Annotated in this window: 17 protein-coding genes; 7 read left to right on the top strand and 10 right to left on the bottom strand. The window is 33.2% G+C overall.

Translation table 11 applies throughout. The annotated features are described in order from the left end of the window. Positions 1-2 precede the first annotated feature (2 nt). Both B2741_RS11960 and B2741_RS11955 read left to right on the top strand, forming a co-directional pair. On the top strand, positions 3-533 hold the full coding sequence (locus B2741_RS11960) for a toxin-antitoxin system YwqK family antitoxin (protein ID WP_291139191.1): 531 nt from the start codon (positions 3-5) through the stop codon (positions 531-533). A 175-nt stretch (positions 534-708) separates the two neighbouring features. After that, positions 709-1,785 carry an agmatinase family protein gene (locus tag B2741_RS11955; RefSeq protein WP_291139188.1) on the top strand — a complete coding sequence of 359 codons (1,077 nt, stop codon included), beginning with the start codon at positions 709-711 and terminating at the stop codon, positions 1,783-1,785. Positions 1,786-1,820: 35 nt separating this feature from the next. On the opposite strand, the gene B2741_RS11950 is transcribed toward B2741_RS11955, so the two are convergent. The 4 genes from B2741_RS11950 to B2741_RS11935 all read right to left on the bottom strand — a co-directional run bounded on the left by B2741_RS11950 (position 1,821) and on the right by B2741_RS11935 (position 5,567). Next, the gene (locus B2741_RS11950; RefSeq protein WP_291139185.1) at positions 1,821-3,353 is read right to left on the bottom strand and encodes a cryptochrome/photolyase family protein; all 1,533 of its coding nucleotides are present in this window, start codon (positions 3,351-3,353) and stop codon (positions 1,821-1,823) included. Then, a complete protein-coding gene (locus B2741_RS11945) occupies positions 3,354-4,646 on the bottom strand; it encodes a DASH family cryptochrome (protein ID WP_291139182.1) in 1,293 nt (430 codons plus the stop codon). Positions 4,647-4,794: 148 nt separating this feature from the next. After that, a complete protein-coding gene (locus B2741_RS11940) occupies positions 4,795-4,932 on the bottom strand; it encodes a DUF2256 domain-containing protein (RefSeq protein ID WP_291139179.1) in 138 nt (45 codons plus the stop codon). Continuing rightward, positions 4,932-5,567, bottom strand: a complete 636-nt coding sequence (locus B2741_RS11935) for a flavin reductase family protein (RefSeq protein ID WP_291139176.1) — start codon at positions 5,565-5,567, stop codon at positions 4,932-4,934. The genes B2741_RS11940 and B2741_RS11935 overlap by 1 nt, the downstream gene beginning before the upstream one ends. 148 nt (positions 5,568-5,715) lie before the next feature. Here B2741_RS11935 and B2741_RS11930 point away from each other — a divergent pair, with 148 nt between their 5' ends. After that, a complete protein-coding gene (locus B2741_RS11930) occupies positions 5,716-7,056 on the top strand; it encodes an FAD-dependent oxidoreductase (RefSeq protein ID WP_291139173.1) in 1,341 nt (446 codons plus the stop codon). 20 nt (positions 7,057-7,076) lie between these two features. Here the strand turns inward: B2741_RS11930 and B2741_RS11925 are convergent, their stop codons facing one another. From B2741_RS11925 to B2741_RS11915, 3 genes are read right to left on the bottom strand one after another with little or no spacing between them, the layout of a single operon-like run. Continuing rightward, positions 7,077-7,439 carry a cupin domain-containing protein gene (locus tag B2741_RS11925; RefSeq protein WP_291139169.1) on the bottom strand — a complete coding sequence of 121 codons (363 nt, stop codon included), beginning with the start codon at positions 7,437-7,439 and terminating at the stop codon, positions 7,077-7,079. 4 nt (positions 7,440-7,443) lie between these two features. Then, positions 7,444-7,812 carry a DMT family protein gene (locus B2741_RS11920; protein ID WP_291139166.1) on the bottom strand — a complete coding sequence of 123 codons (369 nt, stop codon included), beginning with the start codon at positions 7,810-7,812 and terminating at the stop codon, positions 7,444-7,446. Further along, positions 7,812-9,329 (bottom strand): helicase HerA-like domain-containing protein, encoded by a 1,518-nt coding sequence (locus tag B2741_RS11915; protein ID WP_291139163.1) that lies wholly within the window; start codon positions 9,327-9,329, stop codon positions 7,812-7,814. The genes B2741_RS11920 and B2741_RS11915 overlap by 1 nt, the downstream gene beginning before the upstream one ends. Before the next feature lie 140 nt (positions 9,330-9,469). On the opposite strand from B2741_RS11915, the gene B2741_RS11910 reads away from it, so the two are divergent. Further along, positions 9,470-10,102 carry a 7-carboxy-7-deazaguanine synthase QueE gene (locus B2741_RS11910; protein ID WP_133610454.1) on the top strand — a complete coding sequence of 211 codons (633 nt, stop codon included), beginning with the start codon at positions 9,470-9,472 and terminating at the stop codon, positions 10,100-10,102. Between the two features lie 4 nt (positions 10,103-10,106). After that, on the top strand, positions 10,107-10,484 hold the full coding sequence (locus B2741_RS11905; RefSeq protein WP_290819821.1) for an energy transducer TonB: 378 nt from the start codon (positions 10,107-10,109) through the stop codon (positions 10,482-10,484). 40 nt (positions 10,485-10,524) lie between these two features. Here B2741_RS11905 and B2741_RS11900 read toward each other — a convergent pair whose 3' ends face one another. After that, complete coding sequence (locus tag B2741_RS11900; RefSeq protein WP_291139160.1) at positions 10,525-11,229, bottom strand: class I SAM-dependent methyltransferase; 705 nt, start codon at positions 11,227-11,229, stop codon at positions 10,525-10,527. A 126-nt stretch (positions 11,230-11,355) separates the two neighbouring features. Between B2741_RS11900 and B2741_RS11895 the strand changes: the two genes are divergently transcribed. Next, positions 11,356-11,853, top strand: a complete 498-nt coding sequence (locus B2741_RS11895; protein WP_291139157.1) for a YkgJ family cysteine cluster protein — start codon at positions 11,356-11,358, stop codon at positions 11,851-11,853. Here the strand turns inward: B2741_RS11895 and B2741_RS11890 are convergent, their stop codons facing one another. Both B2741_RS11890 and B2741_RS11885 read right to left on the bottom strand, forming a co-directional pair. After that, the gene (locus tag B2741_RS11890) at positions 11,854-12,375 is read right to left on the bottom strand and encodes a hypothetical protein (protein ID WP_291139155.1); all 522 of its coding nucleotides are present in this window, start codon (positions 12,373-12,375) and stop codon (positions 11,854-11,856) included. Beyond that, complete coding sequence (locus tag B2741_RS11885) at positions 12,368-13,600, bottom strand: exo-beta-N-acetylmuramidase NamZ family protein (RefSeq protein WP_291139152.1); 1,233 nt, start codon at positions 13,598-13,600, stop codon at positions 12,368-12,370. The genes B2741_RS11890 and B2741_RS11885 overlap by 8 nt, the downstream gene beginning before the upstream one ends. A gap of 7 nt (positions 13,601-13,607) precedes the next feature. Between B2741_RS11885 and B2741_RS11880 the strand changes: the two genes are divergently transcribed. Next, positions 13,608-14,840 carry an ABC transporter permease gene (locus tag B2741_RS11880; RefSeq protein WP_291139669.1) on the top strand — a complete coding sequence of 411 codons (1,233 nt, stop codon included), beginning with the start codon at positions 13,608-13,610 and terminating at the stop codon, positions 14,838-14,840. The last annotated feature ends 43 nt before the right edge of the window (positions 14,841-14,883 follow it).

Here is a 14,883-nt window from a genome sequence, read left to right as displayed (position 1 = left end):
AAATGAGATTACCTTTATATATGTTAACTTTTTTGTTTTTCGTAAGTTGTAGAACTTCAAGAACTGAAGTTGAATATCTTAATAAAACCGAAATTTCTGAATATTACGATAACGGAGAAATTAAAAGCATTGGTGCAATAGATTATTTTCACAAAGAGTTTAATAATTTTAGAGTAGGATTTTGGAGAGAATTTTATAAAAATGGGAACTTAAAATCTGAAGGTAATTATAAACTAGATACCTACAAGCAATGTTGTACAGGTGGAATTTGTAATGGTTATTATAGTTATAAATATGGAGAATGGAAATACTATCATGAAAATGGAAATTTAAAGACAAAAGGCACATATAGAATGGGAAAAAAACATAAAAAAACAAGTTGTGAAGGAGGAGATGAAATAAATTTTGGTTACATCACGAACTCTTGGATTTTTTATGATATAAATGAGAATGAAATAAAACCTTCTCAAGAGGATATTTTAGAAATTGAAAATAGTAGTTATCTTGATGAATTCCAAATGAGTAAATATTAAGTTTAATTGATGAAGTTTTATCATTAAATCATTATTTTACATATCGAATTCATTAATTACGACAAATTCTGAAACAATTAATTTCAAATAAATAATTAAAAGCCGAGCATTCTTGTTCGGCTTTTTTTGTTAAAATGAATTATCTTTGTAATGTATAACTGAATTACATGAAATAATGACTAAAGAGCAAATTTTAGAAAATTTTGACCCTTCTCAACCAGGGTTAGCCGATGCTACTATTTTTGGATTGCCATTTTCGGCAGAACAAAGTGAAATTATTGTAATTCCAGTGCCTTGGGAAGTTACGGTGAGTTATGGTTCTGGAGCTTCAAAAGGTCCTGATGCGGTTTTAGATGCTTCTTTTCAAGTAGATTTAAATCACCAAGAATTTCCTGAATTATGGAAATTAGGTATTTATTTAGATAAAGCCCCAAAAGAGTTAAAAAAGAAATCAAAAAGATATAAGAAGCAAGCTGCTCCAATCATCAAAGCCTTAGAAAGTGGAATGATTTTAGACCATCATCCATCATTAATGAAAGATTTGGAAGAAATCAATTATGCTTGTTCTGATATGGTGGAAGCCGTTCGTGAGCAAACGCTAAATTGGATGAATAAAGGCAAAAAAGTAGTACTTTTAGGTGGAGATCATTCTACGCCATTAGGATATTACCAAGCATTAGCAACTAAATATGAGAACTTCGGAATTTTACATTTAGATGCGCACATGGATTTACGTATTGCTTATGAAGGATTTACATATTCTCACGCTTCCATTATGTACAATACGTTACAAATTCCTCAAGTTTCCAAAATTGTTCAAGTAGGAATTCGCGATTTCTGTGAGCAAGAAGTAGAAGTAGCTTTGAAAGATAGAGTTTTAGTTCACACTGATAGCGATTTAAAACAAGAAGCATTCGAAGGCAAAACATGGCAGCAACAATGCGACCAAATTATCGCTTCGTTACCAGAAAAAGTTTGTATTTCTTTCGATATTGACGGGATGTATCCTTGGTATTGTCCTAACACAGGAACTCCAGTTCCAGGTGGATTTTCATTTGAGCAAGCTGCTTATTTGTTCAGTCGCTTAGCAGAAACGAATAAAGAAATCATCGGATTTGATTTAGTAGAAGTAGCGCCAGGCGATGACGATTGGGATGGAAATGTAGGAGCAAGAATGTTGTTTCACATGTGTGGTGTTTTTGCTAAATCTCAAAAAATGAATGTTGGAAATAAGATTAAGTTTAATAAATAAAATTCAAAACCGAAGTTTCAAAAGCTTCGGTTTTTTTATAAAGTTTCTATTTTTTCTAAAATCGAAATCGCTTTTTCTTTCGTTGCGGCTAATTCTTCCGGTTTCATTTTTTTCAATAGCGCTAGCATCATGCTCATTCTTTGATTATTGGCAAAATGCTGCTTTTTCTCATCTAAAAAATGCCAATACAAACTGTTAAACGGGCACGCATTTTCGCCTAATTTGTCTTTTACTTTGTAATGACAACTGCCGCAATAATTGCTCATTTTATTAATGTAACTTCCTGAAGAAACATAAGGTTTAGTCGCCACAATGCCACCATCAGCATATTGACTCATACCACGAGTATTTGGCATTTCTACCCATTCAATCGCATCGATATAAACGCCTAAATACCAAGCGTCAACTTCGTCAGGATGTAATTGTGCTAACAAAGAAAAATTACCAATTACCATTAATCGCTGAATATGATGTGCATACGCTTCCGATAAACTTTGGGAAATCGAATGTTGCATGCACTTCATTTTTGTTTTTCCTGTCCAAAAGAATTCAGGTAATGGATTGTAATTTTCCAAAGCGTTCATTTGGGCATAATTTGGCATTTGTTTCCAGTAAATTCCTCTAACATATTCGCGCCAACCAATAATTTGTCGCACAAAACCTTCTACTTGCGCCAATTCAATGGTTTCTTGATTTTGATAATAATACGAAATTACAGCATCAACTACTTCTTTTGGACTAATCATTTTGGAATTCATCGCAAAAGATAAACGCGAGTGAAACAGAAATTTATGTCCACTAAACAACGAATCTTGATACGTTCCAAAATGCGCCAACAACTGTTCACAGAAATAGTCAATCAATTGCAAACTTTCGTCTCTGGAAGTCGGCCAATTGAAATTTTCTTTATCAATACTTCCAAAAGTGTTAATATTTTGACTTTCAATTTCGGTAACAATTTCACTCACATTTTTATGAAATTCCAAAGGAAAAGGAATCGGAACTTCATTTTTATATTGATTGCGATTGTTATGGTCAAAGTTCCATTTTCCGTCTAATGGTTGATCGCCAACCATTAAAATATGGTGCTTTTTGCGCATCATACGATAGAAACTTTCCATCAAAAGTTGCTTTTTCCCTTTGAAAAAATCCGTTAATTCATTTCTGAAAGTATAAAAATGTTCCGAATCTACAGCTTTTGTTGGAATGGAAAGTTTTTCGCAGATGGATTTCAATTGTTCGTCCAAGCGATATTCATCAGGATATTGGTATTCAAATTGCTCGATTTTATTCTTCTCTATCAAATCCAAAATCAATTGTTCCAAATTATGAGGATTATTTGCATCCGAAATTTTGTAATAAATCACCTCATGATCTTGTTTTATCAATTCATCTGAAAAATTTCGCATCGCAAGAAAAAAAGCCACTACTTTTTGAATGTGATGTTTCACATAATCCGTTTCCTGACACATTTCTGCCATCACATATACAACATTAGGATTGACTTCATCAAACCATGAATGTTCTGAATTAAGTTGGTCACCTAATACTAATCGAAGTGTTTTCATTTAAAATAATTCAGGAATTAACCACATTTTCTGAAATTTACCGTCGCCATCATACATTTCCGCTTGGCGTTTAATGTTGAATTTTCTATCTCTTGGATCGTTACCAACACCAGCATTGTACATCCAATTGCCATAATTGCTATGCACATCGTAATCAATCAAGATACTTTCAAAATAGGTTGCACCAATGCGCCAATCTTGTTCCCATTCTTTTGCCCAATAACTCGCCACATTTTGACGACCGCGATTGCTCATCCAGCCTGTTTTTTGTAGTTCAATCATGTTGGCATTTACAAAATGTTCTGGTGTTGTCCCATTTGTCCATTGGTTGAAAGCTTTTGTGTTTTGATTCCAAAGGTATTCTTTTTGTAAAATGCCGTTCAATTGGAAAATTGTGTTGCCGTGTTTTAGCGAAATGTATTTGAAATAATCGCGCCAAATCAACTCGAAGATTAACCAATATGTATCTTCGTTTTTGACAATCTTTTTCTCAAATTGTTGTACTTCCCAATAAATCATTCGTGCCGAAATACTACCATTTGCCAACCAAGCCGAAAGTTTTGTACTGTAATCTTTTCCCACTAAACCATTTCGAGTTTTCTTGTAAACGGCTAGTTTTTTAGTATCCCAAAAGTATTCTTTGATTCGTTTTTTAGCCTGATTTTCACCACCTTTAAAAGGAAAAGCGGTTTTATTCGGTTGCTTGAAATCTTCAAATCCCAAATCTACCAACCTAGGAATTGTAGTTTTTTCTTCAATTAAATTAGAAATCGGTTTTGCTGAGATGGAAACGGTTGGTCGCACTCGAATTTTCTTTTCCAATTGCTTTCTGAACTCCGTAAAAACTTCTGGAATTTTCTCCCAATCTTCATACGGAACATCATCAGGATGAAATAAGAATTGGTCGTAATACGTTTTCCAATTTACCGCTGGAATTAAATTGCGAACTTCAGTTGCTACATCCACTTCTTCTTGCGTCCATTCGTTTTGAATATAAATCGTTTCAATTTGATATTTAGCCGCTATTTCTGGAATCAATTGTTCGGGATAACCGTAATAAACTAATAATGTGATATTTTTCTCAGCTAAATTTTCTTGTAATTCGGTTAAGGTTTCCAGAAGAAATTGAGTTCTAAATTTTTCTGTTTTCTTGAAACCATATTGAGTTGTTTCGAAATGCCTTGGATCTAAACAGTAAATACCAATTACTTTTTTATTTTCTCTACAAGCATTGTACAACGAATGATTGTCAATCGTGCGCAAATCGTTTCTAAACCATATTAGTCCGTTCATAATTTTAAACATATAAGTCACATAAGTTTTCTTTACGGAATAACTTTGTGAAAAAGTTCATAAAAGATTTTAAAGATTTCTCTTATTTCTTAAATCTGTGTTCCTTATTTTTTGTTTGATTATTGATTTTGCCCTTGAACTTGATTTTTTAAATTTTATTCATTCTGCATTTATCACTACAATACATTACTTCTTCCCAGTTTTTCTCCCATTTTTTTCGCCAAGAAAAAGGACGTTGACAGGTTTTACAGATTTTTTCGGGAAGATTTACTTTTTTATGCGCCATTATAACATCGAAGTTGAAGGTTTATCTGGTCGTGCATAATGAAATCTGTCTGCTAATTTTGGAACAGCATAACCATCTAAACCATTAATTGTAATCACATTTCCCCTATCCAATTGCATCCAATTATCATCATGAAATAGTTTTTCATCAGCATAAATAGTCTCAACCGAAGCGATGATATGAATACAATCGTTTTCTTCAATTTTGTATTCGTTCACATATTTACAAAGTAATTGTACCGGACTTCCTTTAACAAATGGAACTTTCAAGTCATCGATGAATTCAGGTTCTAAATTCGTTTTATCAAATTCCGAAATGTGTTCTTCATAACTTGAAGACGTATGATGTGCATCAGCAATCATTTCTTCGGTAATGTGGTTTACAGTAAAGAATCCGGATTCTTTTATGTTTTTATAAGTGTCTCTTGGAACCGTTGTAGGTCTTAAAATAAATCCTAATAAAGGTGGTTCGCTTCCTAAATGGGTAACACTACTAAATATAGCAACATTTAAATTACCTTCTACAGAAACACTTCCAATTAAGTTAGCCGATTTATAACCTGTAACACAATTTACCAAGTTCAATCGAGGAACTTTAGACATATAAAATAATTCATCTTTTGTAATCTTTATCATAGCAATTTTTATTCAAAGATACATTTTGTTTAACTAATATTAAAAATAATTAAACAAAAATAAATTTCAAAATGAAAAATCTGATAAAAGTCAGGTATTAAAATTTATTATTCCGTATTTTTGTAGTCCAAATTTTTACAAAAACTTCATGCAAACGCCACAAAAAATTGCTGTTGTAGGTTCTGGATTAGTAGGAACTTTACTGGCAATCTATTTAAAAAGAGCCGGACATATAGTACATGTTTACGACAGAAGTCCCGATATTAGAACGGTTGAGTTTTCGGGTCGTTCCATTAATTTGGTGATGTCAAATCGCGGTTGGAAAGCATTGGAAGATGTGGGTTTAGATGAAGAAATTCGAAAAATCGGAATTCCAGTTGATAAAAGAGCCATCCATTTACAAGATGGAAAACTAAATTATCAATATTACGGAAAAGAAGGTGAAGCTATTTTTTCTCTATCAAGAGGCGTTTTGAATAGAAAAATGGTGGATTTAGCTGAAGCTGAAGGAGTAGAATTTTTCTTTGAACGTAAAATTTGGGATGTAACCTTAGCCACCGCAACTTTGTGGGAAGGCGAAACGGAACAAGGTGATTGGACTGAGTTAAAATACGATAAAGTTTTCGGAGCAGATGGTGCTTTTTCGAGAATTAGACACAGAATGCAACGTCAATCGATGTTTGATTATTCGCAAGAGTTCATGAAAATTGGTTATAAAGAATTGCACATTCCAGCTAATGCAGATGGTTCTCCAAAAATTGATATTCATTCTTTACATATTTGGCCGAGAGGGAATTTCATGTTAATGGGATTGGCTAATTTAGACAACTCGTTTACTTGTACTTTGTTTATGCCGATTGAAGGCGAAAATTCTTTCGAATCGTTGACCAACGAAGAAAAATTAGTTTCGTTTTTTGCAAATTATTTTCCAGACACAAAAGATGTAATCCCAGATTTAGTGCGTGATTTTTTCAGAAATCCAAACAGTTATTTGGCGATTATGAAATGTTTTCCTTGGACATTTAATGATAAAATTGCTTTAATTGGCGATTCAGCTCATGCAATTGTGCCGTTTTATGGTCACGGAATGAATGCAGGTTTTGAAGATATTACGATTCTGAATGAATTAATGCAACAATATGGCGATGATTGGGATAGAATTTTCAAAGAATACGAAATTTCAAGAAAACCAAACGCTGATGCCATTGCCGAACTTTCCAGAAGAAATTTTGAAGAAATGAGTGCGAAAACTGCGGATGCTAATTTTTTATTGCAAAAGAAAATCGAAAAATGGTTTTCCGACAAACATCCAGAAAAATGGATGCCATTATACAGTAGAGTAACTTTTAGTTTACAACCTTATTCAGAAGCTATGGCGATTGGTGATTTTCAAAATGAAATTATGCAAGAAGTTTTGAAAATGGAGAATATTCAAGAAAATTGGAATTCAGAAGAAGTAGAAAATAAGATATTAGAATTATTAAAATAAAAAGAGGCAATTGCCTCTTTTTATTCTTCTCTATTTACAGCATCCATACTAAAAGCTGGTGTACAAATCGCCAAATATTCACATGGTTCATCAAATGGATTTGAATATTGAACACGAGTATTTTTCTCAATTTTAATGGATTGACCTGCTTCTAAAACTACTGTTTCGTCTTCAATAATGAATTGCTTTTTCCCTTTGATGATATACGTGTATTCATCAAATTCAGGTGTTTGAAAAGGTTCGCTCCAACCTGGTGGTGCTATCATATGTGCAATCGAAATTGCGGAATTATTTGTGGTTGCCAATCCGTGATGTTCTTCAATTAATTTACCATCAGTTGTTGGAACTACGAACGGTGCTTTTTGGATAAAATATTTTTTCATTTTGTTACTTCTTAAAAATAAAATAAACCGCTAATACTAAAAAACAAAAACCTACTGCGTGATTCCATTTGAATGTTTCGTTCTTAAAGAAAAGCATCGAGAAAATCACAAAGATTACTAAAGTGATTACTTCTTGAATTACTTTTAATTGCATTAATGAAAACGGACCACCATTGCCTTGGTAACCAATTTTATTCGCAGGAACTTGAAAGAAATATTCAAACAAGGCTAATCCCCAACTGATTAAAACAATGGTGATTAATCCTGCGTTTTCAAACCACTTTAATTCTTTAAATTTTAGATGACCATACCAAGCTAATGTCATAAAAACATTAGAAAGTATAAGTAATCCTATGGTAACAATCCCTTTCATTAACGTTTAAACATCTTCATCAGCAAACCAAAAGCACCTCGAATAAAACTCGCACTTGTCACTACTTTGGTAATCGATTTTCCAATGACTTCTGTTGTGCTTGGTTCTTCTTTTGCTTTTCGGGTTGGTTTTTCTGCTTCTTGTTCGGCTGCAACTTCTTGTGCTTCGGCAATTTTTTTGTTTAATAATTCGTAAGCGCTATCTCTGTCAACTACTTCATTATATTTCTTAGCTAATTTCGATTTTGCAATACTTGCTTCAATTTCACTTTCAGTTAAAACATCCATTCTACTCATTGGTGCTCGCATCATCGTAGCCACTAATGGAGTTGGTGTTCCTTTTTCGCTTAATGCTGTTACGAAAGCTTCTCCAATTCCTAACGAAGTTAACACTTCATCGGTTTCATAAAAATCGGTATCAGGATAATTTTCAGCTGTCATTTTGATAGCTTTTCTATCATTAGCTGTGAAAGCTCTTAAAGCATGCTGAATTTTTAAACCCAATTGCGCCAAAACTCCTGTTGGAACATCCATCGGATTTTGCGTTATGAAATAAACTCCAATTCCTTTAGAACGAATCAATTTCACAATCGTTTCAATTTGATTTAATAACGCCTTACTTGCTTCGTCAAAAATCAAATGCGCTTCGTCTATGAAAATTACTAATTCTGGTCGTCCAGCGTCGCCTTGTTCGGGCATTGTATTGTAAATTTCGGCTAACAAACTCAACATGAAAGTTGAGAATAATTTCGGTTTGTCTTGAATATCGGTTAATCGCATGATGTTGACATAACCATTTCCATTTTCGTCAACTCGCATTAAATCTTGAATATCGAATGATTTTTCACCAAAGAATAATTCTGCACCTTGTTGTTCTAATTCGATGATTTTTCTCAAAATCGAACCTGTTGAACTGGTTGAAATTCTTCCGTATTCGGCTTCAAATTCGGCTTTTCCTTCTTCGGTTGCGTAATTAAGTACTTTTTTGAAATCTTTTAAATCCAATAATGGCAAACTATTATCATCACAATATTTAAAAATGATTGAAACCACACCTGATTGCGTATCATTCAAATCTAAAATTCGAGAGAATAAAACAGGTCCAAATTCAGAAACTGTAGCTCTTAATCGAACACCATTTTGTTCTGAAATTGTCATTAATTCTACCGGAAAAGCTTTCGTTTCGTATGGAATCGAAATTTTAGCATGACGTTCTGTAATAAACGATTTTTCTTCGCCAGGCATTGCAATTCCCGAGAAATCTCCTTTAATATCCATCATTAAAACAGGAATACCATTTTGCGATAATTGTTCCGAAAGCACTTGAATGGTTTTGGTTTTTCCGGTTCCGGTTGCTCCAGCAATTAATCCGTGACGGTTTAAAGTTTTTAATGGAATGTTTACGTGTGTATTTGGAACCGCTTCGCCATCTAAAATCCCTCCACCTAATGTGATGAATTCTCCTTTACAAGTATATCCTTCCGTTATATGTTTGATAAAATCTTCTGTCTTGCTCATTTTGATGTATTTTGAATTTCAAATGTAGTAAAATCGGACGAAATTTCAAGAACAACTTCAACTCGAAAATTAATTTCTAACTTCATATTCTTAAATTCTAACTTCCAAGTTGTATCTTTGCCGACTATTTTAGTTTTAAGATGTTACAAAAAGAAACACAGTTAGCGGTTGAAAAAGGCGAAATGTTGCCTTTAATGGAGGAGTTTTACACGATTCAAGGCGAAGGATATCATACAGGAACAGCAGCTTATTTTATTCGAATTGGCGGTTGCGATGTTGGTTGCCATTGGTGCGATGTAAAAGAAAGTTGGAATGCCGAATTGCATCCGCCGACTAATACTGATATTATTGTTGCCAATGCCAAAAAATACGCTGACACGGTTGTAGTAACTGGTGGCGAGCCTTTGACTTGGGATATGACATTGTTGACTTCTAAACTAAAAGCTCAAAATTTAAAAGTGCATATTGAAACTTCTGGAGCTTACGAAGTTTCGGGAACTTGGGATTGGTTTTGTTTGTCGCCAAAGAAAAATAAATTACCTGTTCAAAGTGCTTACGATATTGCAAACGAATTAAAAGTAATCATCTACAACAAACACGATTTCATTTTTGCGGAAGAACAAGCTGCAAAAGTAAATCCAAACGCCATTTTATTTTTACAACCCGAGTGGAGCAAAAAAGAAGAAATGACACCTTTAATAGTTGATTATGTGATGAACAATCCAAAATGGAGAGTTTCGTTGCAAACGCATAAATATTTGAATATTCCTTAATTATATGAAGAAGTTTTTAGTATTAGCAGTATTTGTTTTGTTTTCTAACTTAAGTTTTTCGCAATTAGGAGGAGAAGATGAAGTGTATTTAGGTGGTGAATTTATCGAAGCCAAATTTCAAAATGGAGGGATTGATAAATTTTACGATTACATAATAGCAAATTTTGACACCCAAACAGTAGAGAAAAAAGGACAAATCGTTTTTGAATTTACTGTTAATGAAAATGGCGAAGTAAAAAACATCAAAGTTGTCAGAGATTTAGGTTCTAATTCGGCAATAGAATTAATTCGAGTTTTGCGAAAAGCTCCAAAATGGCAACCCGCTTCAAGAGGAGGAAAGCCAGTCAGTATAAATTTAAAAATGCCTTTGACATTTAAATAAATAAAAAATCCCAAATCGTTAGTTTTGGGATTTTTTGTTTTTATATGGATAGCTTCGCCAAATAATCAAAATGCTCGCCTTCTAATATCAATTCGCATTGTAAACCATTGGCAATTGCTGCGTTTTGAAGTGTGTTATAATCCAAATATAACCAATCAAAAGTATCTTCGGTTTCTCCTTTATATTGAATGGTGAACGTTAATTCGCCATAATAACCATTCGCAGGAACTTCGTAAGCGCCATCTTCGTCTTGGTCGTACATGTAAATTAAATCCGAACTATCAATTAAAATTTGTCCTCCTTTGTTTAAAAGCGATTTTAATTTTTGTAAAAAGGTCGGGATGTGATTCATTTTTCCGAAAATTCCAGTTCCGTTCATTAAAAGTAGAATAGTGTCGAATTTTTCAGAAGTATCTAAATCCAAAACATCCGAAACTTTACAGTTTTTCAAACCTCTTAATTCACAAGCTTTAATTGCATTTTCTGAAATATCAATTGCCGTAACATCAAAACCTTTATCTTGTAAATATAGTGCGTGACTTCCAGCGCCGCAACCAACGTCTAAGACTTTACCTTTTGCCAATTGTAACGCTTTTTGCTCCAATTTTGGCATCTCTTTAAAATCACGAAACAAATAGGCAACGCTCATTTCATCGGCTTCCGAAATAGAAGTTTCTGTGATTATATCTTCGGGAGAATTATTCGTTTGGTAATCTAAAATGGCTTTTCCGAAAAGGTCTTTCATCTTTTTTTGTTTAAAGTTTCAGGTTTATTTAGTTTCAAGTTGTTAACTTTGCCTTCAGTGGGTTTTCGTATATAAAAAACATAAAGTGACTTAACTTGAAACCTGAAACTTGAAACAAATTAATTCATGCTAAAGCCAAATTTAAACGAACTCGGAAAACTTGCCAAAGATACACATATCGAAACCAAAAAGTATTTTGATAAGCTAAAAAAGAAAACACCCAAGAATTTGGATTATGTAATGCAAGATTTACACGATGCCGAATTCAAAAAAACGGATTGTCTGGAGTGTGCTAATTGTTGCAAAACAACTGGGCCGTTGTTTACTTCGGCCGATATTGAACGAATTTCAAAGAGTTTTCGTCAAAAACCACAGCAGTTTATTGAGCAATATCTTCGCATTGATGAAGATAAAGATTATGTTTTGAAAAGTGTGCCGTGTACGTTTTTAGATAGCGATAACAAATGTTTCATCTACGATGTCCGCCCAAAAGCCTGCCGAGAATTCCCTCACACGGACAGAAAAAAATTCAATCAAATCACCGATTTAACTTTACTAAATGTTGCGATTTGTCCAGCGGCGTTTAATATTGTGGAGAAAATGAAGGAGAAGTTGCCTTTGTAGTTATTTGATTACTAAGATTGAATCAGATTTTGGAATATTTTCTTTTTCTCCATAAAATTCTGTAACTAGATGCTCAAGAGATTTTGGATTTTTTTCGTAAGCTTTTAGTAAAAAATATTCCGTTGATTTGTTTAAAACTGCATCTGAATTATCATTTTTTGTATGTTTTAAATTTGAGAAACAGTCTTCGTATGCATCAATATACTTGAAGTTTTTTGCCATATAATACGAATAGAAGAAGAATTCTTTTTTGTAACCACTTAAGTAGTATATTTCTTTTAGATTACCATAAGCAATCGTATCTCCTTTATGAATTCTACTCTTAAGACTATTGGTTAAATTAGTATTTCCGAATTTTTCTATAAATGACTCGTTAGGTGAAATTGAAAACTCATCCTCTTTTTTATTTGTTTTCTTGCAAGAAACAATTGATAGTAGAATAACAATATTTAAAATGATTATTCTTATTGAGTCAATTTTCAGTCTTTTCTCTTTCATCTTTTTTCTATTCTCTTTACTCATAAATCAAATACTTCTTTCTAACCTCCTTAAATAGCTCCAAACCTTCTTGCCAGGTTTTTCTAATTTCTTTTTCGGTCATTCCGGCTTCAATTTGTTCACGGAGTTTTTTGGTTCCGGCTAATTTGGTGAAGAAATCATTGAAGAAAACAGTCTTGTCAGCAGTGTTTTCGTAAGCTTTCAATAACCATTTTAATTCCAATCGGTGCACTTTTCTAATTTCGGTTAAATCTTCTCCAAAACATAACTTTCCATTATGAACGGGATCTTTTGCGCCAAAATTGGGTTTCGGAGTAAAACTAAAATCAAACTCACTTTCAGGTAAGAAAGGCGAACCATAAATTTGGAATTGTTTCTCTGTTCCGCGACCTAAACTAACATTCGTACCTTCAAAAAAGCACAAACTAGCATATAAATTAATCGATTGATCATTAGGTAAATTTGGCGAAGGCTTCACAGGTAAAATATATTTCATTTCATGCGAATAGTTTAAACAAGGTGCTACTTTTAATTCGCACTGCAAACTGTCTTTTAGCCAATTTTCGCCATTAATCATTTTGGCATATTCACCAATCGTCATCCCGTGCAAAACTGGAATTTCATGCATCCCAACAAAACTCTTGTGTTCCTTTTCTAATATCGGACCATCAATAATAGTTCCATTCGGATTTGGTCGGTCTAAAACCAAAAGCGGAATATTGTTTTCCGCACAAGCTTCCATCACATAATGCAACGACGATATATAAGTGTAAAATCTCACGCCCACATCTTGCAAATCAAAAACCAAGATATCAATTCCTTCTAATTGCTCAGGTTTTGGCTTTTTGTTGTTTCCGTAAAGGGAAATGATTGGCAAATTTGTTTTAGTATCTTTTCCATCTACAATTAATTCACCAGCATCAGCTGTTCCTCTAAAACCATGTTCAGGTGCATAAATTTTCTGAAGATTGATATTTTGTTCGATTAAAAAATCCACCAAATGTTTCTCTTTCGAAAGAATTCCCGTTTGATTCGTAACTATTCCAACACGTTTGTCTTTCAATAAAGGTAAATAACTTTCAAAGTTTTCGGCACCGGTTTTAAAAGTGACATCTGTTGAAGAGGAAGTCAAAGTCACATTATCAGTACTCGGTTTTACCTGCGGAATAGCCTTTTTACTACTTCCACACGAAACGATTAGTAAAGAAAAAAATAATAATGTACTTTTGAAAAATAATTTAGATGTCATAAAAACTTTGAATTTAGAATATTTCATAGCCAAAAGACTAATTGCTGCTAAAAGTTATAAAAGTAGTATTTCTTCGCCAATTATAAAAATTGCGATTACGGCAATTGCCATCGGAATTATTATGATGATTATGGCTGTGGCTACTGGTGTTGGACTTCAAGATAAAATTCGAGAGAAAGTTTCTGCTTTCAACGGACATATTATTATTTCTAATTTTGATGACAATCAATCACAAGTCACCACTGAACCTATTTCCATTAATCAAAGTTTTTATCCCAAATTCAAAAATGTAGAAGGTATTAGTCATGTACAAGCCGTAGCAAGCAAAGCTGGAATCATACGTACAGAAAAAGCTTTCGAAGGAATCATATATAAAGGTGTCGGAAAAGATTATAATTTCACCAATTTAGAAGAATATTTGGTTGATGGTAAAATCCCAAATCTAAAATCCGAATTAAATACCGAAGTTTTGATTTCGGAATACTTAGCTAAGCGACTACAATTAAAAGTAGGCGATAAGTTTCTAACCTTTTTCATGAAAGACAACGGAAAACTTCCGAACAAAAGAAACTTCCTAATAACGGGAATTTTCAACTCAGGTTTTCAAGAATTCGATGCTACCTATATAATAGGAGATATTCGCCACGTGCAACTTATTAATAAATGGCAACCAACAGAAGTCGGTGCATTCGAAGTTTTTGTAGATGATTTCTCAAAAATCAAAGAAAAAGGCGAGGAAGTCTACAAAGAAATTCCGCCTACTTATAATAGTGTCACCATCGAAGAAAAGTATTATAGTATTTTCGAATGGTTAAAATTATTCGATTTTAATATTTTAGTAATTTTAATAGTAATGATTGTAGTGGCTACCATTAATATGGTAGTTGCATTGTTAGTCCTAATTTTAGAACGCACCCAAATGATTGGAATTCTAAAAGCCATGGGTGCTAACAATTGGAATGTCAGAAAAATTTTCCTTTACAACGCTTTCTATTTAATCGCCCGCGGATTATTTTGGGGTAATCTAATTGCTATTTCCTTATTATTAATCCAAAAATTCTTCGGAGTAATCCAACTCAATCCCGAAAACTATTACGTAAATCAAGCGCCTGTTAGTATTAATTTACTCCACATCGCACTATTAAATGTAGGAACAGTAATCGTTTGTTTATTGGTATTATTAATCCCATCTTACATTATTACTAAGATTTCTCCAGTAAAAGCAATACGTTTCGATTAATTTTTAGAAGCAGGCGTTCAGTATTCCATAAAACTCTTGGTCC

It is taken from the genome of Flavobacterium sp. UBA7663 (assembly GCF_002483315.1).
GTDB lineage: Bacteria > Bacteroidota > Bacteroidia > Flavobacteriales > Flavobacteriaceae > Flavobacterium.
This window is presented reverse-complemented; position numbering and strand designations above follow the sequence as displayed.

Coding starts and splice junctions, on each gene's coding strand:
- B2741_RS11905 (WP_290819821.1), top strand. CDS start 10,107: ATGAAGAAGTTTTTAGTATTAGCAGTATTTGTTTTGTTTTCTAACTTA.
- B2741_RS11895 (WP_291139157.1), top strand. CDS start 11,356: ATGCTAAAGCCAAATTTAAACGAACTCGGAAAACTTGCCAAAGATACA.
- B2741_RS11930 (WP_291139173.1), top strand. CDS start 5,716: ATGCAAACGCCACAAAAAATTGCTGTTGTAGGTTCTGGATTAGTAGGA.
- B2741_RS11920 (WP_291139166.1), bottom strand. CDS start 7,812: ATGAAAGGGATTGTTACCATAGGATTACTTATACTTTCTAATGTTTTT.
- B2741_RS11900 (WP_291139160.1), bottom strand. CDS start 11,229: ATGAAAGACCTTTTCGGAAAAGCCATTTTAGATTACCAAACGAATAAT.
- B2741_RS11945 (WP_291139182.1), bottom strand. CDS start 4,646: ATGAACGGACTAATATGGTTTAGAAACGATTTGCGCACGATTGACAAT.
- B2741_RS11935 (WP_291139176.1), bottom strand. CDS start 5,567: ATGATAAAGATTACAAAAGATGAATTATTTTATATGTCTAAAGTTCCT.
- B2741_RS11885 (WP_291139152.1), bottom strand. CDS start 13,600: ATGACATCTAAATTATTTTTCAAAAGTACATTATTATTTTTTTCTTTA.
- B2741_RS11890 (WP_291139155.1), bottom strand. CDS start 12,375: ATGAGTAAAGAGAATAGAAAAAAGATGAAAGAGAAAAGACTGAAAATT.
- B2741_RS11915 (WP_291139163.1), bottom strand. CDS start 9,329: ATGAGCAAGACAGAAGATTTTATCAAACATATAACGGAAGGATATACT.
- B2741_RS11910 (WP_133610454.1), top strand. CDS start 9,470: ATGTTACAAAAAGAAACACAGTTAGCGGTTGAAAAAGGCGAAATGTTG.
- B2741_RS11940 (WP_291139179.1), bottom strand. CDS start 4,932: ATGGCGCATAAAAAAGTAAATCTTCCCGAAAAAATCTGTAAAACCTGT.
- B2741_RS11955 (WP_291139188.1), top strand. CDS start 709: ATGACTAAAGAGCAAATTTTAGAAAATTTTGACCCTTCTCAACCAGGG.
- B2741_RS11960 (WP_291139191.1), top strand. CDS start 3: ATGAGATTACCTTTATATATGTTAACTTTTTTGTTTTTCGTAAGTTGT.
- B2741_RS11950 (WP_291139185.1), bottom strand. CDS start 3,353: ATGAAAACACTTCGATTAGTATTAGGTGACCAACTTAATTCAGAACAT.
- B2741_RS11925 (WP_291139169.1), bottom strand. CDS start 7,439: ATGAAAAAATATTTTATCCAAAAAGCACCGTTCGTAGTTCCAACAACT.